This window comes from Mesorhizobium sp. LNJC394B00, from assembly GCF_000502555.1.
Classification (GTDB): domain Bacteria; phylum Pseudomonadota; class Alphaproteobacteria; order Rhizobiales; family Rhizobiaceae; genus Mesorhizobium.
Genome location: NZ_AYWH01000008.1, coordinates 189,861 through 215,171 on the forward strand (window position 1 = coordinate 189,861; position 25,311 = coordinate 215,171).

Genomic DNA, 25,311 nt, shown 5'->3' on the forward strand with positions numbered 1-25,311 from the left:
AACCTCAGCCGCCGAACATGCCTAGCAGCTTGTTCTTGATCTTCGACATCCGGCTTTCGTCCGCCGGCGGTTCTGCAGGCGCCGCCTCGACGCTCGCAGTGGCGACCGGCTGCTGGGGGGCCTGCTTGGCTGCTTCCTTTTCGGCCAGCGCTTGGGCCTTTGCGGCTTGCTTTTCAGCCAGTGCCTGGGCCTTGGCGGCTTTCGCAGCCTCGATGGCAGCAACCCGCTGTTCCTCGGCCTTGCGCTTGGCTTCCTTCTCTGCGTCCAGCGCCGCCATCTTGCGGCCGGCGGGCGAATCGATGCGCCCCATGCGCGCCGTCTCGGTCAGCGTGCCGTCGGAATTCAGCGACGGCGGTTCGATCGGCACGCGCTCGCCCCGGGCGCGGCGCTTCGACCAGTCGGAAACGATGCTGGCTTCCTTGATGCCGGCAATGGTCGGCTTGGGCGCCGGAACACTGGCCTTGACCGCGCCGGTGAAGGCCGCGTCATAGCTGCTTTGATAGGCGTTGAGTGCGCTCTTCAGCGAATCCGGCTGCGTGGTCGCGGGGCAGGCGCCAGTCGGATCGAATGTCGTGCCCTCAGGCGCCACCTGGTTGAAGACATAGCGCTTGTCGCAGACATCGACCTTCGGCGGCACCTTGGTGATCTCGAAGTTGTCGTAACCGACCTTCAGCATCTTCCAGAACTCATAGTTCGGGTCGTTGCGGTAGCGCGCCATGTTGGCGGCGGTCATGCGGAATGGGAAGGCCTGGATCTGGAACTCGGTCTGGCCGCCCTGGAAGGCATCGCGACCAAAAGCGTAGATCTGCTCGATCTGCGGGTCGGTCATCGAATAACAGCCCGACGACGAGCAGGCGCCATGCACCATCAGATTGGCGCCGGTGCGGCCATTGGCACGGTCATAGGCGTTGGGATAGCCGATGTTGAAGGACAGATGATAGTTCGAGCGCGGATTCATCTGCGACGGGCGGACCGTATAGAAACCTTCCGGCGCCTGGCGGTCGCCCTCGGTGTATTTCGGGCCGAGCTTGCCCGACCATTTGCAGATGTCGTAGCTGGCGACCATCTCGTAGCGGCCGGTGGTCTTGGCCTTCCAGATTTCGAGCTTGCCTTCTTCCTTGAAGATGCGAGCCATCACCGACGAGGTGCGGATCATGCCCTTGGCCTTCATGTCGGCCAGGATCTTGTCCGGCAGCGGCTTGCTGGCTTCCGGCGCAAAATTCTTCATTGAGGAATCGTTGCAGCCGGCAACGCCAAGCGCGGCGATCAGAAGTCCAGTGCGGGCAAGCTTGGCAAACATGGATACGGCTATGTCTTTTTCTCGCGTCACGGCCGGATAGCGCCCGGGCCTGCATGCTGAACACTGACGGACCCTAAGCCCGTTAACCTTGAAAATTCCTTACCGCAAGCGTCGGACGGCGCCCCCCACGGCAATTCGCCCGGTGTCACGGATTTTTTATTGAGCCGAATGCGGCGGCATTTTTGTGGCGAAATTGCTCCTTGACGCCACATTGCGGTGCGCTGCCGGCCAAAATCAGAGGCTGCGGCCCATCGCCAGATATTTTTCGCGGCGCTGTTCGCGAAAATCGGTGTTGGCGCCGGCAAAATCCTTCATCGTCTTGGCGATGAGGTCGCCGGTGGCGGCGATCACCGTTTCGGGCGCGCGCTGGGCGCCGCCGAGCGGCTCGGCAATGATGGCGTCGATGATCTTCATTTCCAGAAGGTCCTGGGCGGTGATCTTCATGTTGGTCGCCGCATCTTTCGAGCGCGTCGTGTCGCGCCACAGGATCGAGGCAGCGCCTTCCGGCGAGATCACCGAATAGATGGCGTGTTCCAGCATGTAGACGCGGTTGGCGGTGGCGATCGCAATGGCGCCGCCCGAACCGCCTTCGCCGATGACGACCGAAATCGATGGCACTTTGAGGCCGAGGCAGGCCGAGGTTGAGCGGGCGATGGCTTCAGCCTGGCCGCGTTCCTCGGCGCCAACGCCGGGGTAGGCGCCGGCGGTGTCGACCAGCGTCAGAAGTGGAATCTGGAAGCGGTCGGCAAGTTTCATCAGCCGCACGGCCTTACGGTAGCCTTCAGGGCGCACCGAGCCGAAATTGTGCTTGAGCCGGCTCGCCGTGTCGGAGCCCTTTTCCTGGCCGATGACGGCCACCGGTTCGCCGCGGAATCGGGCGAAGCCGCCGATGATCGCCTGGTCCTCGCCGAAATTGCGGTCGCCGGCGAGCGGCGTGAAATCGCTGAACAGACCCTTGATGTAGTCGAGGCAATGCGGCCTGTCGGTGTGGCGCGCGACCTGCACCTTCTGCCACGGCGTCAGCGCCTTGTAGATGTCGCGCAGCGCGTCGCGCACGCGCTTCTCGAGCCGGCTGATTTCGTCGCCGACATCGACCGCCTCGCCATTCTCGGCAAGCTTCTTCAGCTCGAGGATCTTGAGTTCAAGGTCCTGCACCGGCTTTTCGAAATCGAGGTAATTGTACATTCTTGAGCGGACCGATGCGTCGGAAGGCAAACATCGCGCAGATGTAGGCTCCGCGCGGGCACGTTGCCCTCACATAGCGATATGAGGCCTAGTCGGCAAGCGGATGATGATCGTTGACCAGCCGCACCAACCGCTCTTCCAGCACATGCGTGTAAATNAGTTCAGACGTGTGCTCTTCCGATCTGCAGCACATGCGGCGAAATTTTCGCCGCCGATATGCCGGCCCGCGCGGCAAGGCCTTTGAGGTCGCGGGCAAAGACCTGCCGGGAGAGAAAGCCGCTGTCGCCGGCGGCCGGGAACAGAAACGGGCTGTCGGCGAAAGCCGGCACCGACGCCCGGGCCGTGAGCCATGCCCGCATCGCCATGCGGGCCTTGGCCGACAGCGGCACCATGCGCTCCTTGTCGCCCTTGCCGCGCACCATGAAGAAGCGGTCGTCGCGCTGGGCGACGGTCACCGGCAGGCCGACAAGTTCGGAGACGCGCAGGCCGGTGGCATAGAGCACCTCGACCAAAGCGTGCAGGCGCAGTGCCGCCACCCGGTCGCCATTGACGCCATCGCCTGTCTCAAGCGCCGCACGGTCGAGCAGCCGACCGGTATCGGCCTCGCTCATCGTCTTGGGCAGCGGCCGGCCCTTTTTCGGACTGTCCAGCGTGCCGGTCGGGTCGTCGCCGCGCAAGCCCTCGGCGTAGAGAAACTTGAAGAACTGGCGGATCGCCGACAGTTTGCGCGCCTGCGACGTCGACGCAAAGCCGCGCGCCGCGATATCGTCGAGATAGGCGCGGATGTCGGCTGCGGCGGCAGCGGCAAGCCCGCCGGCAATCTGCTGCGAAGCGTCTTCGAGATCACGGCGGTAGGAAGACAGCGTGTTTGCAGCGGCACCGCGTTCGGCGCTCATCATCTCGAGAAAGGCTTCGATGCGAGCCGCGCTGTTCATGTTCCAGGGGTCAGTTTGGGTCAGTTTTCTTGGGGTTCAGCTTTTCCGGTGGGATGCGCACGGTGATTTCGGCTTTTTTCGGCTCGACGAACATCGCCAGCGCCACCATCGTACCATAGGCAATGCCGGCAAGAATCATCATCGTCACGACAAAGCGGAACAGTGTCGGCATCAATCTTCGCCCGTCTTCTTGCTCTGCGATTCCAAGCCCGTGTCCTTATGGGACGCTAATTCCGTCAATTCAAGGACGAAGGGCTCTGCGTGCGAAAGGCGCTATGCTTGACGCAAACGGGCTTTTGATGTCGATACGCCGGCAAAGACGGCTTAGAAACAGCATGGTCTCATGAACGCGTTACCAGCAAATCCTCCCGGCGATAGCCATGCCGCGCTGCTCGACAGGCTGGGAAGCCGCTCGATCGTCTTTGTCGGCCTGATGGGCGCCGGCAAGACGGCGATCGGCCGCAAGGTGGCGACGATGCTGTCGCTGCCCTTCGTCGACAGCGACCAGGAGATCGAAACCGTGTCGCGCATGACGGTGCCGGAACTGTTCGAACGTTATGGCGAGACCGAATTCCGGGCGTTGGAGCAGCGCGTCATCCTGCGCGTGCTGGAGAGTGGGCCGCAGGTGCTGTCGACCGGCGGCGGCGCGTTCATGAATGCGCAGACGCGGGAAGCGATCGCCGGGCATGGCGTGTCGGTGTGGCTGAAGGCCGAGATCGACCTGTTGATGGAACGCGTGTCCAAGAAGCAGAACCGGCCGTTGCTCAAAAGCGCCGATCCGCGCGCCGTGCTCGAGCGGCTGATGGGCGAGCGCTACCCGGTCTATGCCACGTCCAACATCACCGTGCCGACACGCGACGACCGCAAGGAGGTCATTGCGACCGAGGTTGTCGACGCGCTGTGCGGGCATTTCGGCATTCCGGCTCCGACTGCGCCGGGCGAGGTGCGGCTGTGAGCGAACCGGTCACTGTCGAGGTCGGCCTTGGCGAGCGTGCCTATGACATCCTGATCGGCCCCGGCCTTTTGGCGCGCGCCGGCGCCGAGATTTCGCGCCGCCTGCCCGGCACGAGAGCGGCGGTGGTCACCGACGACAATGTCGCGGCGGCACATCTCGACGCGCTGAAGGCCGGTCTGGAAACAGGCGGCATCCAGCCTGCCGTCATCACTTTGCCGGCCGGCGAAAAGACCAAGAGCTTTGCCCATCTCGAAGAGGTGGTCGACGGCGTGCTCGCCGCCAAGCTGGAGCGCGGCGATGTCGTCATTGCGCTCGGCGGTGGCGTCATCGGCGACCTCACCGGCTTTGCCGCCGGCATCGTGCGCCGCGGCATGAATTTCGTCCAGATTCCAACCTCGCTGCTGGCGCAGGTCGATTCCTCGGTCGGCGGGAAAACCGGCATCAATAGCCCGCGCGGCAAGAATCTGGTCGGCGTCTTCCATCAGCCGAAGCTGGTGCTGGCCGACACCGAAGTGCTCGACACGCTGCCGATCCGCGAATTTCGCGCCGGCTATGCCGAGCTTGCCAAATACGGATTGATCGACCGACCGGCGTTTTTCGCCTGGCTGGAAGCGAACTGGGAAAAGGTGTTCGCCGGTGGTGCGGAACGGGCGGAGGCGATTGCCGAGGCGTGCCGCGCTAAGGCCGATGTCGTCGCCCGCGACGAGTTCGAAACCGGCGACCGCGCACTGCTCAATCTTGGCCACACATTCGGCCATGCGCTGGAAGGCGCCACACAGTATGACGGCGCCCGCCTCGTCCATGGCGAAGGCGTCGCCATCGGCATGGCGCTGGCGCACCGCTTTTCCGCAAGGCTCAATCTGGCCAGCCCGGACGACGCGGCGCGGGTCGAGGCGCATCTTCGCGCCGTCGGTCTACCCTGGCGGATGGCCGACATCCCTGGTGAGTTGCCCGATGCCGAGGCGCTGCTTGGCTTCATCACCCAGGACAAGAAAGTGTCGCGCGGCGCGCTGACATTCATCCTGACGCGCGGCGTTGGCCAGGCTTTTATTGCCAAGGATGTACCGGCGTCGGAAGTGCTTTCGTTCCTCAGGGAGAACCACCCGGGCCAGGAAAGCCGGCAGCGATGATCAACGAGCCCGGCTGGACCGTCGTCGCCGTCCTTGCCATCCTCATCCTGCTGGTCCTGGCCGTGCGCACGCGCCTGCTTGCCATGTTCGGCTATGAGCTGTCGCGCATCGAGCCGCAGCGCTCGACACAGGACGAGTTGCGCGGCGCGGTCGACGATTTCCGCCGCGACGGCCAGATGGTGCGTGAGGACCGCGACCGCGTCGGCGGGCTGTTCGATCTCGCCGAGCTCGAAGTCTCCGACATTATGGTCCACCGCACCAATATGCGCTCGGTCAATGCCGACAATGGGCCGGAAGCGGTGGTGCGCGAGATCCTGCAAAGCCCGCACACCCGCATGCCGTTGTGGAAAGGCTCTCTCGACAACATTGTCGGCGTGCTGCACGCCAAGGACCTGCTGCGAGCGCTGAACGAGGTCGGCAACGACTTTTCCCGGATCGACGTGATGAAGATCGCTTCGAAGCCTTGGTTCGTGCCCGACACCACGACGCTGCAGGAACAGCTCAACGCCTTCCTGCGCGCCAAGGCGCATTTCGCTATCGTCGTCGACGAATATGGCGAGGTCGAAGGGCTGGTGACGCTGGAGGACATTATCGAGGAGATCGTTGGCGAGATCGCCGACGAGCACGATGTAGACATTCAGGGCGTGAAGCAGGAGGCGGACGGTTCCGTGGTCGTCGACGGCACCGTGCCGATCCGCGATCTCAACCGGGCGCTCGACTGGAACCTGCCTGACGAGGAAGCGACCACCATTGCCGGCCTGGTCATCCACGAGACGCAGTCGATCCCCGAGGAAAAGCAGGCTTTCACCTTCCACGGCAAGCGCTTCGTGGTGATGAAGCGCGACAAGAACCGGATCGCCAGAATCAGGATCAGGCCGGCGGGCGAATCTTAAAGGTACCGAGCAGGCCCGCCACATGACGCTCTTTGCCGAGCTTATGCCGCGATCTGGCTCGTAGACCGTTCGTGGATGGTCGCACCGGTTTGAGCGTCAACTGCGACCAGGCTGACCTCGTAGCCCCAGAGGCTGCGGACATGGCGGAGCGTCGCGTCACGGCTGGCCCCTTCGAGCACAACACCATCCTTTACCCTGTGTTGCAGCCGCAACTGCCGGTCGCCGAGCAGGTCGACATCAATCACCTGGATGTCCGGCCGATTCGCTCCAAGGTCGTAACTGTGGGCAAGCTGGGCGCGTATCTTGTGATAGCCACGTTCGTTGTGGATCGACGCGACTTCGAAATGCGGTTTGTCGGCTCCATCGCCAAGCACGAAGAACCGCCATTTTCGGATCAAGCTCGGGCTGAGGTACTGGCGGATAAAGGATTCGTCGCGGTGGTTGGCCCAGGCCTCAAGCAGGACCTCGCGCCAGTTGCCATGTCCTGCAATGTCCGGGAACCAGTCGCGGTCCTCCGCCGTCGGCTCGGTCGAAATGCGCTGTATGTCCTGCATCATGTCGAGGCCGAGGGCATAGGGATTGATGCCTGAAAACCGGGGATCGTCAAAGGCCGGCTGGAAGATCACGTTCGAATGGTTGCGCAGGATTTCGAGCATGGCACCTTCGCCGATCCGGCCACGATCGAATAGCATGTTCATGAGCGTATAATGCACGAAGGTGGCGCAGCCTTCATTCATCACTTGAGTCTGTCGCTGCGGGTAGAAATATTGCGCGATGACGCGGACGATCCTGATGATCTCGCGCTGCCAGGGTTCCAGGATCAGGCTGTTCTTCTCGAGGAAATAAAGGAGGTTTTCCTCGGGAAGGTTGAGCGATCTCTTGCGCTCCGCCATCCCTTGATCCTCATTGCCGGACTTGTTTTTGTTCTGCGACGGCGGCAGCGTGCGCCACAGATCGTTGTAGGAGCGCTCTTCGTATTCGAGGCGCTCGCGAAGCCCTTCGCGCTGTCGCTCCGACGAGAGCTTTGGCGGCCGGTGGTAGCGGAACACCCCTTGTTCCATCAGCGCATGGGCGGAATCGAGAATGGCCTCCACTGCTGCAAGGCCGTGCCGCTCCTCGCACCGGGCGATGTAGCCCTTGGCGAAGTCCAGATAACCCAGGATTGCCCCGGCGTCGGTCCATTGCTGAAACAGATGATTGTTCTTGAAGAAATGATTGTGGCCAAGCGCCGCGTGGGCCGTCACAAGGGCCTGCAACGCCATGGTGTTTTCCTCCATGAGGTAGACGATGCAGGGATTGGAGTTGATGACCAGTTCATAGGCCAGCCCCCGACCACCCTTACGGTAAAGAAGCTCCTGGTGAAGGAAATGTTTGCCGAACGACCAATGCCGATACATCAGTGGCATGCCGATAGATGAGTAGGCGTCGAGCATCTGCTGGGAGGAGATTATCTCCATCTGGACCGGGTAAGTATCGAGATGCAACTCGTCGACCGCGATCGCCTCGATCTCTTCAAAAGCCCGCGATAATTTCTCGAAATTCCAGTCAGAACCGGAAAACAACAAATTCGTTTCGTTGGCTCGCCTGACCATCTCTCTCTCTCAAGCGCTCTTGATGGCCACCGGCTGCCTGGCGAAGAGCCGGTGGAAGACCGGGTAAATATCCGCGGGAGCAGCGATGCGGCTCATCTGGAAGTTGGGCCATTTCAGCTCGATCGTACTGTAGGCGCGCCAAAGCGACGTCCCGTTTTCGGTAGCACCGAATATGTGGCTCTCGCGTTCGTCGATGATCTCGACATAGGCGAAATACTGGCACAGGCGCATGAGCTTGCCGTTCATGAGCTCTATGCATCGCTCGGAATCGGTGGTGAAATTGTCCCCGTCAGAGGCCTGCGCGGCGTAAATGTTCCACTCGCTGGCAGGATAGCGCTGGCCGATAATGCGGTGCATTTCGTCGAGCGCGGTGGAGACGATCGTACCGCCGCTCTGCGTGTTGTAGAAGAACGTGTCCTCATCCACTTCGTGCGCCTCATGGGTATGGCGGATGAAGACGATCTCCGTGCGTTCGTAGCGCCGTTTCAAGAACAGGTGCAGCAGCACGAAGAAGCGTTTGGCCAAGTCCTTTTCGCGTTGGCCCATCGATCCGGACACGTCCATAAGGCAGAACATGACGGCATTGGCATTCGGCACCGGCCGGGCGTCGAAGCGGTTGAATCGGATATCGACCGGATCGACAAAGGCAATTCGCCTGCGCCGTCGCTCCAGCCGGTCAAGCTCGTCGCGTAATTCCGCGATGCGCTGGCGCACCGCCGCGCCGGCCGGGGCCGACTCAAGGGTGACGATTTCCCGGAGGATCGCCTCCAGTTCCTGCTGCGTGGGGCGCCTCAGCGCAATGCGCCGGCCTAGGCTGTTGCGCATGGTGCGGCCGGCATTGATGTTGGTCGGGGAACCGGTTGCCGCGAAGCCGGCCCGGCGCGGCTTGAAGGCAAGGATTTCCTTGAGATTGAGCTTAACCAGGTCGGGCAGTTCGAGATCCTCAAAAAAGAGTTCGAGCACCTCCTCGCGTGACAGCACGAAACGAAAATCGTCTTCCGACGCCGTGTTTCCTGGCGACGACGCCGCGCCGCCCCCATGCGGCTTCGGGAGCAGGTCTCCAGGGGAAAAATGCCTGTTGCCCGGAAGGATGTGTCGGCGCCGTCCGCTGGCCCTGTCATCGTTGAAGCTCGGCTCGGCCGTTTTCCTTTCAGGCATGGGCACGGCGTGCTCGGTATCCACGTCGGCGATCCTGCCAGTGCGGATTTGATCGCGAATGCTCCGCTTCAACTCCTCGCGAGCACGCCTGAGGAAGCGTTGTCGATTGCCAAGGCTCTTGTCCTTGGGGTTCAGGCGACGGTCGATGAAGATCGGCATGGAACCATCCGGCTCTGTCAACCCGCCTTGTTCACCCGCATGTACCAGTCCACCAGCCGGCGTACCTGCCGTTCTGTGTAGCCACGCTCGATCATGCGCTGCACGAATTCGTTGTGGCGCTTTTCCGTAACGCTGTCTTGCTTGGAGCCGAAGCTGATCACCGGCAAGAGGTCCTCGACCTGTCCGAACATCCGCTTCTCGATGACCTCGCGCAATTTTTCATAGCTGGTCCATGACGGGTTGCGGCCGTGGTTTCTTGCGCGAGCGCGCAGAGTGAACTTCACCACCTCGTTACGGAAGTCCTTGGGATTGGCGATGCCTGCCGGTTTCTCGACCTGCGAAAGTTCGTTGTCCAGGATCTCCCGGTTGAGGATCTGGCCGGTGTCGGGGTCCTTGTAGTCCTGGTCCTCAATCCAGGCATCCGCATAGGCGATGTAGCGGTCGAAGAGGTTCTGGCCGTATTCGCTATAGGACTCCAGATAGGCCTTCTGGATTTCGTGGCCGATAAACTCGGCGTAGCGCGCTGCAAGCTCCGACTTGATGAATTCAAGATATGCCGCTTCCGTTTCCTTCGGGAACTGCTCCCGCTTGATCGCCTCCTCCAGAATGTACATCAGATGCACAGGATCGGCGGCGACCTCCTCATTGTCGAAGTTGAATGTCTGCGAAAGGATCTTAAAGGCAAAGCGCGTGCTGACGCCCGTCATGCCTTCATCGACGCCGGCGGCGTCGCGATATTCTTGGACCGACTTTGCCCTGGGATCGACTTCCTTCAGATTTTCGCCGTCATAGGCGCGCATCTTGGTGTAGAGCGGCGAGTTGTCGTGCTCGGCCAAGCGCGTCGAAACTGCAAAGCGGCTGAGGATGTCCAAAACTTCAGGGGCACAGGGGCTGGCGGCCAACTCGCTCTCACGCAACAATTTCTCATAGATCTGCCTCTCTTCGGTGATCCGCAGGCAATAGGGTACCTTGACCACCAGGATGCGATCGAGAAACGCCTCGTTGTTCTTGTTGCTCTTGAACTGTTGCCATTCCGACTCGTTGGAATGGGCGACGATGATCCCCTGGTAGGGAAAGGCGCCGAAATTTTCAGTGCCGTTGTAGCTGCCTTCCTGTGTCGCGGTCAGCAGCGGATGCAGAACCTTGATGGGTGCCTTGAACATCTCGACGAATTCAAGCAGACCTTGCGTGGTCCGGTTCAGGCCACCGCTATAGGAATAGGCATCGGGGTCGGACTGGCTAAAATTTTCCAATTGCCTGATGTCGACCTTGCCGACCAGGGCCGAGACATCCTGATTGTTCTCATCGCCAGGTTCGGTCTTGGCAATGCCGATCTGGCGCAGCCGCGAAGGCATCAGCTTGACGACGCTGAATTTGGAAATGTCGCCAGACAATTCGTCGAGGCGCTTGGCCGCCCATGGCGAAATCAATCCGTTCAGCCGGCGCCGGGCTATGCCGTATTTATCCTCTAGCAGATCACCCATGTGATCGGGATGGAACAGCCCAAGCGGCGACTCGAAAACCGGGCTGATCTGGTTGCCGACCTTCAGCGTGTAGATCGGGCGCTGCTCCATCAGTTTCTTCAGGCGCTCGGCCAGAGAGGATTTGCCGCCGCCGACCGGGCCGAGGAGATAGAGGATCTGCTTGCGTTCTTCGAGCCCCTGCGAGGCATAGCGGAAATATCCAGCTATGCGCTCGATCGTATCCTCCATTCCATAGAAGTCGGAAAAATGAGGGTAGATCTTGAGGGTCCGATTCGCGAAAATGCGGCCGAGGCGCTCGTCTTTGCTGGTGTCAACCAGTTTTGGTTCGCCGATTGCGTCGACCATCCTTTCGGGCGCCGAAGCGTACATCGATTTGTCTTCCCGACAGGCAAGAAGATACTGTTGGATGCTGACCTCTTCGTCCGCCGCATTGGCATAAATTTCCGAAAAAAGATCGAAGACGTCGGATTGGGTTGCACGCATGATGTTCTGCCCTCGGAGCCGATCTGGATTCCAATCGCCTCATCACCTTCAACTGTCGGAAAGCATTGTTGGTTCCCTTCACATGAAGGAGAGTGGCTGCAATCCGGGTAGAAGGCTTGGGAGGAAACATTCGGAGTGGCTGGAATGGCGGGTTGCCCGGTGCTGCGGCGCTGATGGGCGGCGTTGTCGCCGGCCAGCTATCTCGATGGACACAAGCATCCGCCGACCTTCATCGCCTATTCGCGCGCCGAAGGCCGCGACGACCAATCGAAGGCTTTGCCAAACGCCTGCGCGCCATCGGCACTGAAGTGACGCTGTTCGACGGCAACGCCTACACGCATATGTCGATCAATCACGACTTCGGCGAGGACGGCGACGCGTTGACCGCCGCGATGCTGGCCTTCCTGAATGGACCGTCGGTTGATCGCCGGATCCCGCGAGGCGTCCTGGATCAGACCAAAAGCCCCGGCGGGACATTGCCGACCCGGCGCCTACAGGTGCAATTGTTCCTGAATTGTCGATTGGGAAAGAAAATCATGAATGGCGCCGATCTGCTGTGCGACGTGCTCCTGGCCAATGACGTCACGGTCTGCTTCGCCAATCCTGGCACATCCGAAATGCATTTCGTTGCCGCACTGGACCGCAAACCTCAGATGCGTTGCGTGCTCGGCCTGTTCGAGGGCGTGGTGACCGGCGCCGCGGACGGCTATGCGCGCATGACCGACCGCCCGGCAGCAACGTTGCTGCATACCGGACCGGGTCTCGCCAACGGTTTGGCCAACATGCACAACGCAAGGCGTGCGCGCAGCCCGATGATCAACATTGTCGGCGACCATGCTTCTTACCATCTGCCGCTCGATGCCCCGCTGACCAGCGACATAGAAGGCCTGGCGTCGCCGATGTCGAACTGGGTTGGCCGCGTCAAGGGGCCGGCCGATATTGTGCCGGCCGCAGAGGCGGCTTTCCGCGCCTCACTCACGCCGCCTGGCGTCACGACGCTGATCCTGCCTGCGGATGCCGCCTGGGGCGAAGTTGCTGCGATTTCACCTGGCAAGGTGAAGCTGGAGCCGCCGCCCGCCGTCGACATGGCTGTTGTGCGCACGATCGCCGAAGCAATCCGCGCCGCGCCGGGCCGTGTCGGCATGGTGGTGCGTGGGCAGGCGGCGCGCGCCGATGGACTTGAAATCGCAGGGAGAATGTCATCGGGAAGCGATGTCAGGCTGTTCAGTGAGGTTCTGATCGCCCGCATGCAGCGCGGCCGCGGGCGGTTCGCCCCGACCCGCATTCCCTATCCGGTCGATGCGGCGACGGCCATGCTCCGGGATATCGACTTGCTGGTGCTGGTCGGCGCCAAGGAGCCGGTTGCCTTCTTCGCCTATCCCGGCAAGCCCGGGCGGCTGGTTCGGGACGATTGCAAGGTGCTTTCGCTGGCGGCGCATGGCCAGGATCTGAAAGCGGCGCTGGAGGCGCTGGCTGCCGAGGTCGGCATCAAGCCGACGCAGCAATTCGCCGCCGCAACCGCCTTTCCAGACGAACCGACGCTGAGCGGCAGACTGACGGACGATGCCATCGCGCTGTCGGTGGCGCGCAAACTTCCGGCCAATGCCATCGTCTGCGACGAAGCGGTCACCTCGGCGAGACGGTTCTTCGCGCTATCCGCCTTTGCGGCGCCGCACGACTACATGATGGGTACGGGCGGATCGATCGGCGGCGGCATTCCGATGGCGACAGGAGCAGCGATCGCCTGCCCGGACCGCAAGGTGATCAATCTCGAGGCCGACGGCAGCGGCATGTACACGGTGCAGGGACTGTGGACCCAGGCCAGGGAAAAGCTTGACGTCGTGACCATCATCTTTTCCAACCGGACCTACGCCATCCTGCATGGCGAAATGAAGAATGTCGGGGTCAATGAGATCGGCGAGAACGCTAGGCGCATGCTCGATCTCGACCATCCGGCGCTGGACTGGGTTGCGCTGGCCAAAGGCATGGGCGTCGAGGCGGCCCGCGCCGACACGTGCGAGCGGTTCGACGCGCTGCTCGACAGTGCCCTGTCGCGTCCGGGACCGTTTCTCATCGAAGCGGTGATCTGAGGCGGAGAGACTTACCAACGGGTCTTTTCGCCGGGTGCAGCCGGTTCGATTGCCAGCGCATGGACGCCGGCTTGCAGCTCCGCTGCGAGCAATTCGTTGACGGCGCGGTGGCGATCGATGCGGCTCATGCCGGCAAAGACGGATGAGACGATGCGGACGCGAAAATGCGTCTCGCCGGTGCCGTCATAGGCACCGTGATCGTCGGAGCCGTGGTGGTGATGACCGGCATGAAGGTGGCTTTCATTGACGATCGCCAGCCGCTCCGGCGAAAACGCCTTGTTCAGCTTGTCTTCCATCGTCGCCTGTATGGACATCGCCATCTCCCTTCACCATATCTGCAAGGCGTGATCGGGAAATCGGATCGATCCCGCCGGGCCGCCACAAAAATCGCCATTCGCCCTGCTTTATGCCGCGATTCAGCGGTTAGGGCGATGATCGCGAAAATGTCAATTCTTGTTTCGCACGTGCGAACAGCCCATAAATGGGTGAGATGAAACCGTACCCCAAATATTTCGAGAAAATTCGGGTCCGTCCCGACAAGGATGCGGAGCTGAAGTCGCACTCGCCGATCTGCCAGTGGGACGGCTGCAAGGAGGCCGGTACCCACCGGGCGCCGGTCGGACGCATGAAGGAAGGCGAGTATTTTCAGTTCTGCTTCGATCATGTGCGCGAATACAACAAGGGTTTCAACTACTTCTCCGGCGTGCCGGACACCGAGATAGCCCGCTTCCAGAAGGAAGCGATGACCGGCCACCGGCCGACATGGAAGATGGGCGTCGCCGGCGCCTCGACGCGCTCCTCGCCCGATTTCGCCCAGCAGCGTTCCGGTCGCGCCGGCTATTACAACCGCATGCGCGATCCCTTCGATCTGTTCAAAGGGCCGAAGGACCCGCGCGAGGCGCGCGAACGCAAGGCCAAGCCGCTTGAGGCCAAGGCGCTGGAAACGCTTGGCCTTGATACAAAGGCGACTGGCAAGGACATCAAGGCGCGCTATAAGGAACTTGTGAAGCGCCACCATCCGGATGCGAATGGCGGCGATAGAGGTTCGGAAGACCGGTTCCGCGATGTGCTGCAGGCCTATCGCGTGCTCAAGCAGGCGGGTTTGTGCTGAGCAACCTAACGGTTCGTGTCGTTTTCCAACTTTCATAAGGGTGGAAAAGGCTCTAAGACCGCCCCCGGACAAAATCGATTGCCGGCGAAATCAGGCATTTCGCCCGTGGAGACTTGGATAGAGATGAACAAGGTCGATCGCGACATCGCCAATTTGCCCGACACGACGGTGTCGGTGAAAGACAAATTCGGCTTCGAGTCCAAGATGGTAGTGCCGGCCTATTCGGTGACCTCGGAACATGTGCCGGACATCGATCCGGATTATCTGTTCGACAAGGCGACGACGCTGGCGATCCTTGCCGGCTTTGCCTACAACCGCCGCGTCATGGTGTCTGGCTATCACGGCACCGGCAAATCGACCCATATCGAACAGGTCGCCGCCCGCCTTAACTGGCCCTGCGTGCGCGTCAACCTCGACAGCCATGTCAGCCGTATCGACCTCGTCGGCAAGGACGCCATCGTCGTCAAGGATGGCCTGCAGATCACCGAATTCCGCGACGGCATCCTGCCCTGGGCCTACCAGCACAATGTCGCGCTCTGCTTTGACGAGTACGATGCCGGCCGTCCGGACGTGATGTTCGTCATCCAGCGCGTGCTGGAATCGTCGGGCCGCCTGACGCTACTCGACCAGAGCCGGGTCATCCGCCCGCATCCGGCGTTCCGCTTGTTTTCGACCGCCAACACCGTTGGCCTCGGCGACACCACCGGCCTCTATCACGGCACGCAGCAGATCAACCAGGCGCAGATGGATCGCTGGTCGATCGTCACCACGCTGAACTACCTGCCGCACGACAATGAGGTGAACATCGTGCTGGCCAAGGCCAAGCACTATCGCGACGGCAAGGGCAAGGACATCGTCAACAAGATGGTGCGCGTCGCCGACATGACGCGCTCGGCCTTCATCAATGGCGATCTGTCGACCGTGATGAGCCCGCGTACCGTCATCACCTGGGCCGAAAATGCCGAGATCTTCGGCAATATCGGCATGGCGTTCCGGCTGACCTTCCTCAACAAGTGCGACGAGCTGGAGCGTTCGGTGGTGGCCGAGTTCTACCAGCGCGCCTTCGGCGAGGATTTGCCCGAGAGCGCCGCCAACGTGGTGCTGGGCTGAGCAGAGCCTCGATGGCGGGTCCGGGCGACAACACGCGCAACAAGTCGAAGACGGGGTCTGAAGCCGACAGCTTCAAGCGTGCCGTCACCGTCTGCATGCGCGCCATCGCCGGCGACAAGGAGCTCGAAGTCGGTTTCGCCAAGGACCGCCCGGCGCTCGCCGGCAGCCGCGCCCGTCTGCCCGAACTGCCGAAGAAAGCGTCCAAGACAGACATCGCGATTACTCGTGGCCTGGGCGATTCCATGGCGCTGAAGCGCGCCTGCCACGATCAGCGCATCCACACCAAACTGGCGCCGGAAGGCAAGCTGGCGCGCTCGATCTATGACGCCGTGGAACAGGCCCGCGTCGAGGCGATCGGCAGCCGCGCCATGCAGGGCGTCGCCGACAATATCGGCTCGATGCTGGAGGACAAATACGCCAAGGCCAACCTTGTCGACGTCAAGGACAAGGCCGACGCGCCGATCGAGGAGGCGCTGGCGCTTATGGTGCGCGAAAAGCTGACCGGACGGCCGATCCCGAAGAGCGGCGAACGGCTGGTCGAACTCTGGCGGCCCTGGGTCGAGGAGAAGGCCAAGGCCGATCTCGACGGACTGTCGGCCAAGCTCGGCGACCAGCAGGCCTTCGCCCGCATCGTGCGTGAGATGCTGGCGTCCATGGAGATGGCCGAGGAACTCGGCGACGATCAGGAGACCGAAGACTCCGAGGACAATGACGAGGACCAGCCGCAAGGCGAGGAGCAGAGCGAGGAGGGCGGCGAAGAGGATTCCGGCTCCGAGCAGTCGCAATCCGAGGACGCCGAGGCCTCGGCCGACGACGAACAGTCGTCCGAGACTGAGGCCTCCGACGCCACTGCCGACGATCTTTCCGACGATGACGATGCGGACGCCGAAACGCCGGGCGAGGCGCGCCGTAACGACAACCCGTTCGCCAACCTGCCGAAAGAGATCGACTACAAGGTTTTCACCACCGCCTTCGACGAGACCGTCGGTGCGGAAGAGCTGTGCGAGGAAGAAGAACTCGACCGGCTGCGCGCCTTCCTCGACAAGCAACTGGCCAATCTCTCCGGCGTCGTCGGACGGCTCGCCAACCGGCTGCAGCGCCGCCTGATGGCGCAGCAGAACCGTTCCTGGGATTTCGACCTCGAAGAGGGTTATCTCGATCCGGCACGCCTGGTTCGTGTCGTCATCGACCCGATGCAGCCCTTGTCGTTCAAGCAGGAGCGCGACACCAAATTCCGCGACACGGTGGTGACGCTGGTGCTCGACAATTCGGGCTCGATGCGCGGTCGGCCGATCACGGTTGCCGCCACCTGTGCCGACATTCTGGCGCGCACGCTGGAGCGCTGCGGCGTCTCGGTCGAGATCCTCGGCTTCACCACGCGGGCGTGGAAGGGCGGACAGGCTCGCGAGAAGTGGCTGAAGGACGGCAAGCCGCCGAACCCCGGCCGGCTCAACGATCTGCGCCACATCATCTACAAATCCGCCGATCATCCGTGGCGTCGCGCCCGGCGCAATCTCGGCCTGATGATGCGCGAGGGCCTGCTCAAGGAAAACATCGACGGCGAGGCGTTGTTATGGGCGCACAACCGGCTGATCGCCCGGCCCGAACAGCGCAAGATCCTGATGATGATCTCGGACGGCGCGCCGGTGGACGATTCGACGCTGTCGGTCAATCCTGGCAACTATCTCGAGCGGCATCTGCGCGCCGTCATCGAGCTGATCGAGACGCGCTCGCCGGTCGAGCTGCTGGCCATCGGCATCGGCCACGACGTTACCCGCTATTACAGGCGCGCCGTCACCATCGTCGATGCCGAGGAACTGGCCGGCGCCATGACCGAGCAGCTGGCCTCGCTGTTTGCCGAGGAAAACGTGCGCGATACACGCCGCGGCGGCTACCGGCGCGCTGGATGATTTTTTTGCGCGGCGGGTTTCGGCAGATGCTCTTCGCGGTCACTGCCTTGTTCGGCATGGCGTTTGCGCCGGCCATCGCCGCCGGCCCAAGCGCGGTCGAGCCGGTCGAAGTCTCGGCGCGGCCGATCACCACCTTCAATATCGGCAGCGCCGACAAGCAGTTTGGGCTGCTGGAATTCGTCGGCGGTCTTGAGATGAACTCGACGACGCGCGATTTCGGCGCGCTGTCGGCATTTCGGTTCGTCAAACCCGGTAGCGATTTCATCGGCGTCGCCGATACGGGCTTCTGGTTCTTCGGCTCGATCACCCATGATGCCGACAAGCGGCCGTCCGGCATCCAGAATTTCCGCATGCAGCAGATGGTCGATGAGAAGGGCCGGCCGATCGACAGGAAATGGGAAGTCGATGCCGAGGGCCTTGCAGTCAAGGACGGCATCGCCACCGTCGGCTTCGAGCGCGATCACCGCGTCGCCCAGTTCAAGATCGACCCCAGCAACATGACGGCGCCTTTCAAGCAACTGAACTTTCTGATTCCAGCCCGCGAACTGCGACAGAACCGCGGTTTCGAGACGGTCACCCACACCAATCCTAGCGGCCAGCACGAGGGCGGCCTCGTCGTGGTCTCGGAAAAGAGCTTGGACAAGGCTGGCAACATCTATGCCGCCATCATCGAAGGGCCGCACAAGGGCGTCTTCACGGTCAAGCGCAACGGTGATTTCGACATCACTGACGGCGCCTTCCTGCCGGATGGCGACCTGCTGCTTTTGGAGCGCAGTTTCTCGATGGCCGGCGGTGTCAGGATGCGGCTAAGGTGCATCTATGGCGAAAGCGTCGAGAAGGGCGCGGTTGCCGACGGACCGGTGCTGATGGAAGCCGACATGGGCTACCAGATCGACAATATGGAAGGACTCGACGTCTGGACCCGCGATGACGGAGCGCTGATGGTGTCGCTGATCTCGGACGACAACCACTCGATCCTGCAGCGCAACCTCTATCTGGAATTCATCCTGCACCAGGATTGAGAGCCCTAAGGCTTGGTGGCGATCCAGATGACGTGGCGCGCGCCGCGCTTGCCATTCGCGCGCGTCTTCACCTCGTCCACGACAAAGCCCGCCTGCTTGAGCCTACGTGTGAAGCCGGCATCGGGGCCTTGCGACCAAACAGCCAGCACGCCTCCGGGCCTGAGCGCTGTACGCGCCGCGCCGAGGCCGGCAGCGCCATAGAGGGCGTCGTTGCCCTTGTAGACGATGCCTTCGGGGCCATTGTCGACATCGAGCAGGATGGCGTCCCAGGCTGCCTTGTCGGATCTTATGATGTGCCCGACGTCGGCTTCGCGAACCGTCACACGGGGATCGTCGAGACAGCCGGCGAAGACCGCCTCCATGGGGCCGCGCGCCCAGGCGATGACGGCGGGGACAAGCTCGGCAACCGTGATGCCTGCGTCGGCGCCCAATTGGGCAAGCGCAGCGCGCAGCGTAAAACCCATGCCGAGGCCGCCGATCAGGATTTTCGGTTGGGCGCTGCCGCCGATCTTTTCACAGGAGAGCTTGGCCAGCGCTTCCTCGGAGCCGCTGAGGCGGCTGTTCATCAGCTCATTGGTGCCGAGCATGATCGAGAATTCGCTGCCGCGCTGCTTGAGGCGCAGTTCCTGTCCGCCGTCAGGCGTTTTGGCCGAGCCGAGCTGGACCCAAGGGATCACGGCCTAGACAGCCACGGTCGGCTGGCTCCAGTGGGCGGCGAGCAGCCGGTAGGGGATCAGGGCCACAACAGCGATGATCAGCTTCACCGAAAGGTCGCCCAGCGCCCAGGAGACCCAGCGCATGGTCTCGACCGGCAGCACGCCCATCAGCGGCGCCGTCTCCAGCGCAAAACTGTCGTTCGGGCCGGCAAAAGCGAAGGCGGCCGAAAAGGCGATGCTGAAGAACACCAGGGTGTCGAACACCGAGCCGACCAGCGTGCCGACGATCGGCGCGCGCCACCAGCTCTGCCGGCGCAACCGGTTGAAGACGGTGACGTCGAGCAATTGCGCGCAAAGAAAGGCCGCGCCGGAAGCTGCGGCGATGCGCACCAGCCGGTCGGCTGATGTCTCGAACTCGATCAGGCCGTGGCGAAACAGGAAGGGCGGGACGAGGATCGAGCAGACCACAGCGATCATGAAGCCGACAAGGACGATGCGGCGCGCCACGGTCGGCCCGTAGCGGCGGTTGGCAAGGTCGGTGACCAGGAAGGAGAAGGGATAGGTGAAGGCGCCCCAGGTCAGGATGTCGCCCAGCGACAGACCGCCGGCCTGGCCCTGCATCGGGAACTGCACGAGGATGTTCGATGCCACGACGACAAGCGCCATGGCGGCCACAAAGGGCAGATATCGCGAGAAGGAAGTCATTTTTTTATCCTGGGTAATGGAACCAGCCAGGCGCTAGCCGAAGTTCGGGTCGCGCTGCCTTGCAAGTTTTGAGCATCGGATTCCTCCGATGCTGCTGCCTTAGAAGTTTTGAGCATCGGATTGCTCCGATGCTCAGGGCGGTCGTCCCCCGCCTTGATATCGTTAAGCGGCGGGCTGGTCGGCCAGCTTCTTGGCGATCTGCTTCTTCAACAGGCGCGCGCGCTGCGACAATTCCTTGGCGTCGGCCTTGGCCAGGAAGGCGTCGAGGCCGCCGCGATGCTCGACCGAACGCAGCGCGTTGGCCGAAATGCGCAGGCGCACATTCTGGTTCAGCGCTTCCGAAATCAGCGTCACATTGACGAGGTTCGGCAGGAAGCGGCGCTTGGTCTTGTTGTTGGCGTGGCTCACATTGTTGCCGGTCTGGACTGCCTTGGCAGTGAGTTCGCAGGTGCGGGACATGGTTCTAACCTTCAGTTCTGTCTAAGCCTGCCAAACCTTGTTCGCCCGCGCCGGGTGGCGCGCGGTTTCAGTCAGGCGGCCTTATGGAAAAGTTGGCGTTCCATAGTTGCATTTCGCCAATGCGTCAAGCTCCGGCTTACCCACGACTGTGACGAGCGTTTCACATAAAGGCCGGAATTCAGCCTATAAGCGGTCGGACAGGGACATCTCAAGCCGGAGTCGCCCGCCTCCAGTTAAAAAAATCAAGGACCGAGCCCGCCATGCTTCGCCCGTCACATGCCGTTGTCGCCATATTTGTCGCCGCCTTGCCAACATCAACCCTTGCCGCCGCGCCCGCAGCCACCGCACAGTCCTTCAAGGGCGAATACACGGTGTCGTTCCTCGGTCTTTCCGTGGCCAAGGCGACATTTTCCAGCCACTACGAAGGCGATAGCTATTCCATAGACGGCACCGTCTCCAGCGCGGGTCTCGCCACCTTGTTCGACGACACGAGCGGCACGATCTCGTCAAAGGGCAAGATCCTGGGCAAGCAGATGCAGCCGCAGGTATTTCGCGCCGATTATAAGTCCGGCAAGAAGGCTTCCATGGTCGATATCCGCTTTGCCAATGGCGCGGTGACCGCCACCCAGGTCATTCCCGAGCCGAAAAAGCGCAATCCCAAAAACTGGATACCGCTGGGCAGCAACGATCTGGCATCGGTGCTCGATCCGATGGCGGCTACCGTCATCCATGCTGACAGCCTCGACCAGGTCTGTGGGCGCAAGGTGAAATTCTATGACGGCGAGATGCGCGCCGACCTGACGCTGACCTACGCCTCGAAAGGATCGATCTCGGTCAAGGGCTACAAGGGCGACACCGTTACCTGCAAGATGAGCTTCGAGCCGGTGGCAGGCTACCGCAAGGGCCGCAAGGCGCTGAATTACCTGAAGAAGAAGAGCCAGATGATGGTGACGTTTGCACCGCTCGGCCAAACCGGCATATATGCGCCGATCCACGCCACGGTCGGGACGCAGATCGGCACCTTGACTGTCAGCGCGGGGCGGTTCGAAGCAACTGAATAGATGCGCCTACCCGAATAGAAATGGGGCGCGTCGCCGGAGACGGGCATGGGGCGCGCAACACTGATCGGTTTCTCGGCGGTCGCCATGTGGGCGCTGCTGGCGTTGCTCACCGATGCGTCGGGCGCCGTGCCGCCATTCTTGCTCTCGGCCATCACCTTCACCATCGGCACCGCGGTCGGGCTGGTTGCCCGGCTGTTCATGCCGGCGACCGATAAAAGCCTGAAGATCCCACGCCAGGTCTGGGTGATCGGCATTGCCGGACTGTTCGGCTACCATTTCTTCTATTTCACCGCGCTGCGCAACGCGCCGGCGGTGGAGGCAAGCCTGATCGCCTATCTGTGGCCGCTGCTGATCGTGCTGGGATCAGCGCTGATGCCGGGCGAGAAGCTGGCCTGGAACCATGTCGTCGGCGCGCTGCTCGGGCTCGCCGGGACCGTGCTGATCGTCACCAAGGGTGGCGGCCTCGCCTTCGATGCTCGCTACACCTTCGGCTATGCGATGGCGGCCGTCTGTGCGCTGCTGTGGTCGTCCTATTCGCTGCTGTCCCGGCGCTTTCCGGCGGTGCCGACCTCGATCGTCACCTGGTTCTGCGCCGCCACGGCAGCCCTGTCCCTCATCTGCCATCTTCTGCTGGAAAAGACGGTGCTGCCCGATGGCCCCGGCCAGTGGCTGGCGGTGGTTGGTTTGGGGTTGATGCCGGTGGGTGCCGCCTTCTACGCCTGGGATATCGGCGTCAAACGAGGCAACATCCAGGTGCTCGGCGCGGCAAGCTATGCGGCGCCACTGCTGTCGACATTGGTGCTGATCGCGGCGGGCGTTGCCGAGCCGTCGCTGCGTATCCTGGCGGCCTGCGTGCTGATCACCGGCGGCGCGGCGCTGGCGGCGAAATCGTTGTTCCTGCGCAAGGCGGCAATGGGTGGGGCAAGCGCATGACCATGCCGTTTGCCGGCGGCATCGACGCCAACGCCAATGCAACATTGATTTTTTCGCTGGTGGCGGCAGTGATCTACGCCTTCACCCTGGATATGCGGCCGACGCTGGCCCGCTCGGCGGCAAAGACGCTGGCCGTGGCCATGCTTGCGGCACTCGCCTTCATGCAAGGTGGGCCGCTGTTACTCGTCGTCGCACTGCTGCTCAGCGGCGTCGGCGATGCCTTCCTGTCGCGTGACGGCGAAAAGGCCTTCCTCGGCGGGCTGGCCAGCTTCCTTGCGGCGCATGTCCTCTATGTGCCGCTCTTCCTGCGCGGCGGCGGCGGGCTGGATGTGCTCAGCACCGAGACATGGCGCGGCGCCATCGCGCTTGCCATGGCGGCCTTCGCAGTCGTCATGCTGGCGGCGCTCTGGCGCCGTGTCAGTCCCGGCCTGCGGGTGCCGATCGCCGTCTATATCGCGGCCATTCTGGCGATGGGCATCTCGGCGTTGACGCTCGACAATCCGTGGGTCATCGGCGGCGCTGTTATGTTCATGGCATCGGACGGGCTGCTTGCCGCGGAGAAATTCCTGGTTCCGGCAATAGCACCCTATCGCGCCGGCATCCGTTATGCGGTCTGGGTGCTGTACTATGCCGCCCAGTTGGCAATTACGCTCGGCTTTTTGCTACGCTAGGTTCCCAGCCGGGCTCGGCCATTTCGAACGCGGCGAAGTCGAAGCCCGGCGCCACGGTGCAGCCGACCAACGTCCATTCGCCGAGGCTGCGCGCTGATTGCCACCAGCCGGCCGGCACGACGATCTGCGGCCGCTCGCCCGCCGCAAGCTCAATGCCGAGCACCTGCTCGATCACCTGGTTAAGCATTGGACTACCTTCCTCGCACATCGACAGCGCCAGCGGCGCTCCGGCATGGAAGTGCCAGACCTCGGCCGCGTCCTTGACCCGGTGCCAGGCCGAAATCTGGTCCTGTTCAAGGAGGAAATAGATCGCCGTCGAATGGCCACGCGCGCCACCGGCGCCGTCGCGAAAGGTCTCGGCATACCAGCCGCCTTCCGGATGCGGCTTGAGGCCAAGCATGGCGATGATTTCAGCGGCGCTGGTCATGGCTGATCCCGGAACGATGCTCAGAAATTGTCCTTGCGCTTGCGGATTTCCGCGAACACTTCGGCGTCGGAGGCCTCCTCCATACGGAGATGCTTGCGGATCGCCGGGTCGTGCCAGCGCAGGAACGGATTGGTCGACAATTCCTCGCCGATCGTGGTCGGCAGCGTCGCCTTGTTGTCGGCGCGCAGGGTCTCGATCTTGGCGGCGCGTTCTTTCAGCGCCGAATTGGTCGGGTCGACGGTCAACGCAAAGCGGGCGTTCGAAAGCGTATACTCATGGCCGCAATAGATGACCGTGTCCGCCGGGAGTGCGGCGAGCTTCTTCAGCGACTCATACATCACCGGCGGCTTGCATTCGAACAGCCGGCCGCAGCCGAGCGCGAACAAAGTGTCGGCGGTGAACGCCACTTTCGAGGCCGGAAAATGATAGGAGACATGGCCCGCAGTGTGGCCGGGCGTGGCGATGACATCGATCCGCTCGCCGCCGAGATGGACGACCGAGCCTTGCCCGACGGTCTCGTCGATGCCGGGGATCTTTTCCTTTTCAGCCTCCGGTCCGACGATGCGCAGCTTGAAGCGCTCCTTCAGCGCCAGATTGGCCTCGACATGGTCGACATGGTGGTGGGTGGTCAGGATCATCGTCGGCTTCCAGCCGGTACGCTCGATCGCGGCAATGATCGGCGCTTCTTCGGGCGCGTCGATAATGGCGGTCTCGCCGCTTTTCGGGTCATGCACCAGCACGCCGAAATTGTCGCTGCGGCACATGAACTGTTCGATTTCGACGGGCATTGGCATCTCTCCATCTGTTGGCGCAGACATAGGGCGCTTGGCCGCCGATGTCACTCTAGCTTTGCAGAACGTGCCGGCTTTGTTGAACTTGGGCGGCATCGCAGCTACCGTCCCGCGCATGCATTCCGATATCGTCGATCTCCGCTCCTTCTATTCGACCACGCTCGGCCGCCTGGCTGAACGCTCGATCACCATGGCGCTGTCCTCAATATGGGCAACAGTGCCCAATGAGCGGCTGGTCGGGCTCGGCTATACCTTGCCGTGGCTGGAGCGGTTCGGCACCGATGCCGAGCGGGTGTTTGCCTTCATGCCTGCTACGCAAGGCGCCGTCGTCTGGCCGGCGAACGGGCCGACGGCTACGGCGCTGGTCTTCGACGAGGAACTGCCGCTGGTCGATTCCTGCATCGACCGCATGCTGCTCGTGCATTCGCTCGAACATGTCGAAAACCCGCGCGAGACGCTGAACGAGATCTGGCGGGTGCTGTCGCCGGCAGGGCGCGTCGTCATCGTCGTGCCCAACCGGCGCGGTGTCTGGGCGCGGTTCGAGCACACGCCGTTCGGCAATGGCCGGCCGTTCTCGCGCGGCCAGCTGACAGAATTGCTGCGCGAGGCGAATTTCACACCGGCTTCCTGGTCCGACGCGCTGTTCTTCCCGCCATCGCCGCGGCGCTTCATGATGCGGTTCCACAATGTGCTGGAGCGCGCCGGCCGGCGGTTCTGGCCGATCTTTTCCGGCGTCATCGTGGTCGAGGCGCAGAAGCGGCTCTATCAGGGCGTGCCGGTCGCGCAGCGCGCCTCGCGCCGTGTCTTCGTGCCGGTACTGTCACCGCACGGTGCGACGCGGCTTGGCCGCCGGGCGGAAGGGGTGACATCGACGACGCGTCAGGTGACACCTTCGTGATCATCATGAAAACTGGTGTTGCGTGGGTTTTTCCCACCTATCTGTCGCAGATGCATTCGCGGTCCGTTTGAGCGGCGGATGCCTTCAAGTCTCTCCATCTGGTTTCAGCAACGCTTCTGAACGCAAGGACCTCGTGCATGGCTGATCAACCGGACAAGTCCGCACCGCTCAGCCGGTAACCGTCGATGCCAGC

Annotated in this window: 24 protein-coding genes; 12 read left to right on the forward strand and 12 right to left on the reverse strand. The window is 62.4% G+C overall.

What is annotated here, in order from left to right:
• Window positions 1-4 precede the first annotated feature (4 nt).
• The 3 genes from X751_RS140300 to X751_RS140290 all read right to left on the reverse strand — a co-directional run bounded on the left by X751_RS140300 (window position 5) and on the right by X751_RS140290 (window position 3,592).
• Window positions 5-1,300 (reverse strand): murein L,D-transpeptidase family protein, encoded by a 1,296-nt coding sequence (locus X751_RS140300; protein ID WP_023745799.1) that lies wholly within the window; start codon window positions 1,298-1,300, stop codon window positions 5-7.
• Between the two features lie 234 nt (window positions 1,301-1,534).
• Window positions 1,535-2,485, reverse strand: a complete 951-nt coding sequence (locus X751_RS140295; protein WP_023745800.1) for an acetyl-CoA carboxylase carboxyltransferase subunit alpha — start codon at window positions 2,483-2,485, stop codon at window positions 1,535-1,537.
• A gap of 945 nt (window positions 2,486-3,430) precedes the next feature.
• Window positions 3,431-3,592 (reverse strand): hypothetical protein, encoded by a 162-nt coding sequence (locus X751_RS140290; RefSeq protein WP_023745801.1) that lies wholly within the window; start codon window positions 3,590-3,592, stop codon window positions 3,431-3,433.
• Between the two features lie 171 nt (window positions 3,593-3,763).
• Here X751_RS140290 and X751_RS140285 point away from each other — a divergent pair, with 171 nt between their 5' ends.
• Genes X751_RS140285 through X751_RS140275 form a run of 3 tightly spaced genes read left to right on the forward strand, consistent with a single transcriptional unit; the run spans window position 3,764 to window position 6,398 of the window.
• Entirely contained in the window at window positions 3,764-4,375 is a 612-nt protein-coding gene (locus X751_RS140285; protein ID WP_023670667.1) for a shikimate kinase, read from the forward strand.
• Window positions 4,372-5,505 carry a 3-dehydroquinate synthase gene (aroB, locus tag X751_RS140280; RefSeq protein WP_023694054.1) on the forward strand — a complete coding sequence of 378 codons (1,134 nt, stop codon included), beginning with the start codon at window positions 4,372-4,374 and terminating at the stop codon, window positions 5,503-5,505. Before X751_RS140285 ends, aroB begins: the two co-directional genes overlap by 4 nt.
• Window positions 5,502-6,398, forward strand: coding sequence for an HlyC/CorC family transporter (locus tag X751_RS140275; protein WP_023670669.1), 897 nt, complete (start codon window positions 5,502-5,504; stop codon window positions 6,396-6,398). The genes aroB and X751_RS140275 overlap by 4 nt, the downstream gene beginning before the upstream one ends.
• 41 nt (window positions 6,399-6,439) lie before the next feature.
• Here the strand turns inward: X751_RS140275 and X751_RS140270 are convergent, their stop codons facing one another.
• The 3 genes from X751_RS140270 to X751_RS140260 are packed head-to-tail and all read right to left on the reverse strand — an operon-like array spanning window position 6,440 to window position 11,274.
• Window positions 6,440-7,990, reverse strand: a complete 1,551-nt coding sequence (locus X751_RS140270) for a SpoVR family protein (RefSeq protein WP_023670670.1) — start codon at window positions 7,988-7,990, stop codon at window positions 6,440-6,442.
• A gap of 9 nt (window positions 7,991-7,999) precedes the next feature.
• Entirely contained in the window at window positions 8,000-9,307 is a 1,308-nt protein-coding gene (locus X751_RS140265; protein WP_023685368.1) for a YeaH/YhbH family protein, read from the reverse strand.
• A 17-nt stretch (window positions 9,308-9,324) separates the two neighbouring features.
• Window positions 9,325-11,274 (reverse strand): PrkA family serine protein kinase, encoded by a 1,950-nt coding sequence (locus X751_RS140260; protein ID WP_023686732.1) that lies wholly within the window; start codon window positions 11,272-11,274, stop codon window positions 9,325-9,327.
• Between the two features lie 536 nt (window positions 11,275-11,810).
• Here X751_RS140260 and X751_RS140255 point away from each other — a divergent pair.
• Window positions 11,811-13,364: an acetolactate synthase large subunit gene (locus tag X751_RS140255; RefSeq protein WP_023701378.1), complete on the forward strand. Its 1,554-nt coding sequence runs from the start codon at window positions 11,811-11,813 to the stop codon at window positions 13,362-13,364.
• Window positions 13,365-13,375: 11 nt separating this feature from the next.
• On the opposite strand, the gene X751_RS140250 is transcribed toward X751_RS140255, so the two are convergent.
• Complete coding sequence (locus tag X751_RS140250) at window positions 13,376-13,678, reverse strand: BolA family transcriptional regulator (protein ID WP_023670675.1); 303 nt, start codon at window positions 13,676-13,678, stop codon at window positions 13,376-13,378.
• Window positions 13,679-13,845: 167 nt separating this feature from the next.
• Between X751_RS140250 and X751_RS140245 the strand changes: the two genes are divergently transcribed.
• The 4 genes from X751_RS140245 (at window position 13,846) to X751_RS140230 (ending at window position 18,517) form a co-directional block, all read left to right on the forward strand.
• Window positions 13,846-14,475, forward strand: a complete 630-nt coding sequence (locus X751_RS140245) for a J domain-containing protein (RefSeq protein ID WP_032887126.1) — start codon at window positions 13,846-13,848, stop codon at window positions 14,473-14,475.
• A gap of 123 nt (window positions 14,476-14,598) precedes the next feature.
• On the forward strand, window positions 14,599-15,585 hold the full coding sequence (gene cobS / locus X751_RS140240) for a cobaltochelatase subunit CobS (protein ID WP_023670677.1): 987 nt from the start codon (window positions 14,599-14,601) through the stop codon (window positions 15,583-15,585).
• Between the two features lie 11 nt (window positions 15,586-15,596).
• Window positions 15,597-17,495 carry a cobaltochelatase subunit CobT gene (gene cobT, locus X751_RS140235; protein WP_023735203.1) on the forward strand — a complete coding sequence of 633 codons (1,899 nt, stop codon included), beginning with the start codon at window positions 15,597-15,599 and terminating at the stop codon, window positions 17,493-17,495.
• On the forward strand, window positions 17,492-18,517 hold the full coding sequence (locus X751_RS140230; RefSeq protein ID WP_023745802.1) for an esterase-like activity of phytase family protein: 1,026 nt from the start codon (window positions 17,492-17,494) through the stop codon (window positions 18,515-18,517). The genes cobT and X751_RS140230 overlap by 4 nt, the downstream gene beginning before the upstream one ends.
• 5 nt (window positions 18,518-18,522) lie before the next feature.
• Here the strand turns inward: X751_RS140230 and X751_RS140225 are convergent, their stop codons facing one another.
• From X751_RS140225 to rpmB, 3 genes are all read right to left on the reverse strand, one after another.
• A complete protein-coding gene (locus X751_RS140225) occupies window positions 18,523-19,194 on the reverse strand; it encodes a spermidine synthase (RefSeq protein WP_023745803.1) in 672 nt (223 codons plus the stop codon).
• A 3-nt stretch (window positions 19,195-19,197) separates the two neighbouring features.
• Window positions 19,198-19,878 (reverse strand): queuosine precursor transporter, encoded by a 681-nt coding sequence (locus X751_RS140220; protein WP_023745804.1) that lies wholly within the window; start codon window positions 19,876-19,878, stop codon window positions 19,198-19,200.
• A gap of 162 nt (window positions 19,879-20,040) precedes the next feature.
• Window positions 20,041-20,337, reverse strand: coding sequence for a 50S ribosomal protein L28 (rpmB, locus tag X751_RS140215; RefSeq protein WP_023670682.1), 297 nt, complete (start codon window positions 20,335-20,337; stop codon window positions 20,041-20,043).
• 260 nt (window positions 20,338-20,597) lie between these two features.
• On the opposite strand from rpmB, the gene X751_RS140210 reads away from it, so the two are divergent.
• From X751_RS140210 to X751_RS140200, 3 genes are read left to right on the forward strand one after another with little or no spacing between them, the layout of a single operon-like run.
• Window positions 20,598-21,398, forward strand: coding sequence for a DUF3108 domain-containing protein (locus tag X751_RS140210; protein ID WP_023745805.1), 801 nt, complete (start codon window positions 20,598-20,600; stop codon window positions 21,396-21,398).
• Window positions 21,399-21,443: 45 nt separating this feature from the next.
• Window positions 21,444-22,331, forward strand: coding sequence for an EamA family transporter (locus X751_RS140205; protein ID WP_023745806.1), 888 nt, complete (start codon window positions 21,444-21,446; stop codon window positions 22,329-22,331).
• A complete protein-coding gene (locus tag X751_RS140200; protein ID WP_023745807.1) occupies window positions 22,328-23,002 on the forward strand; it encodes a lysoplasmalogenase family protein in 675 nt (224 codons plus the stop codon). Before X751_RS140205 ends, X751_RS140200 begins: the two co-directional genes overlap by 4 nt.
• On the opposite strand, the gene X751_RS140195 is transcribed toward X751_RS140200, so the two are convergent.
• On the reverse strand, window positions 22,977-23,429 hold the full coding sequence (locus X751_RS140195) for a cupin domain-containing protein (protein ID WP_023745808.1): 453 nt from the start codon (window positions 23,427-23,429) through the stop codon (window positions 22,977-22,979). The two genes, X751_RS140200 and X751_RS140195, sit on opposite strands and share 26 nt — an antisense overlap.
• Window positions 23,430-23,449: 20 nt before the next feature.
• Window positions 23,450-24,217 (reverse strand): hydroxyacylglutathione hydrolase, encoded by a 768-nt coding sequence (gene gloB / locus X751_RS140190; protein ID WP_023745809.1) that lies wholly within the window; start codon window positions 24,215-24,217, stop codon window positions 23,450-23,452.
• Window positions 24,218-24,335: 118 nt separating this feature from the next.
• Here gloB and X751_RS140185 point away from each other — a divergent pair, with 118 nt between their 5' ends.
• On the forward strand, window positions 24,336-25,118 hold the full coding sequence (locus X751_RS140185) for a methyltransferase domain-containing protein (protein WP_023670688.1): 783 nt from the start codon (window positions 24,336-24,338) through the stop codon (window positions 25,116-25,118).
• Window positions 25,119-25,311 lie beyond the last annotated feature (193 nt).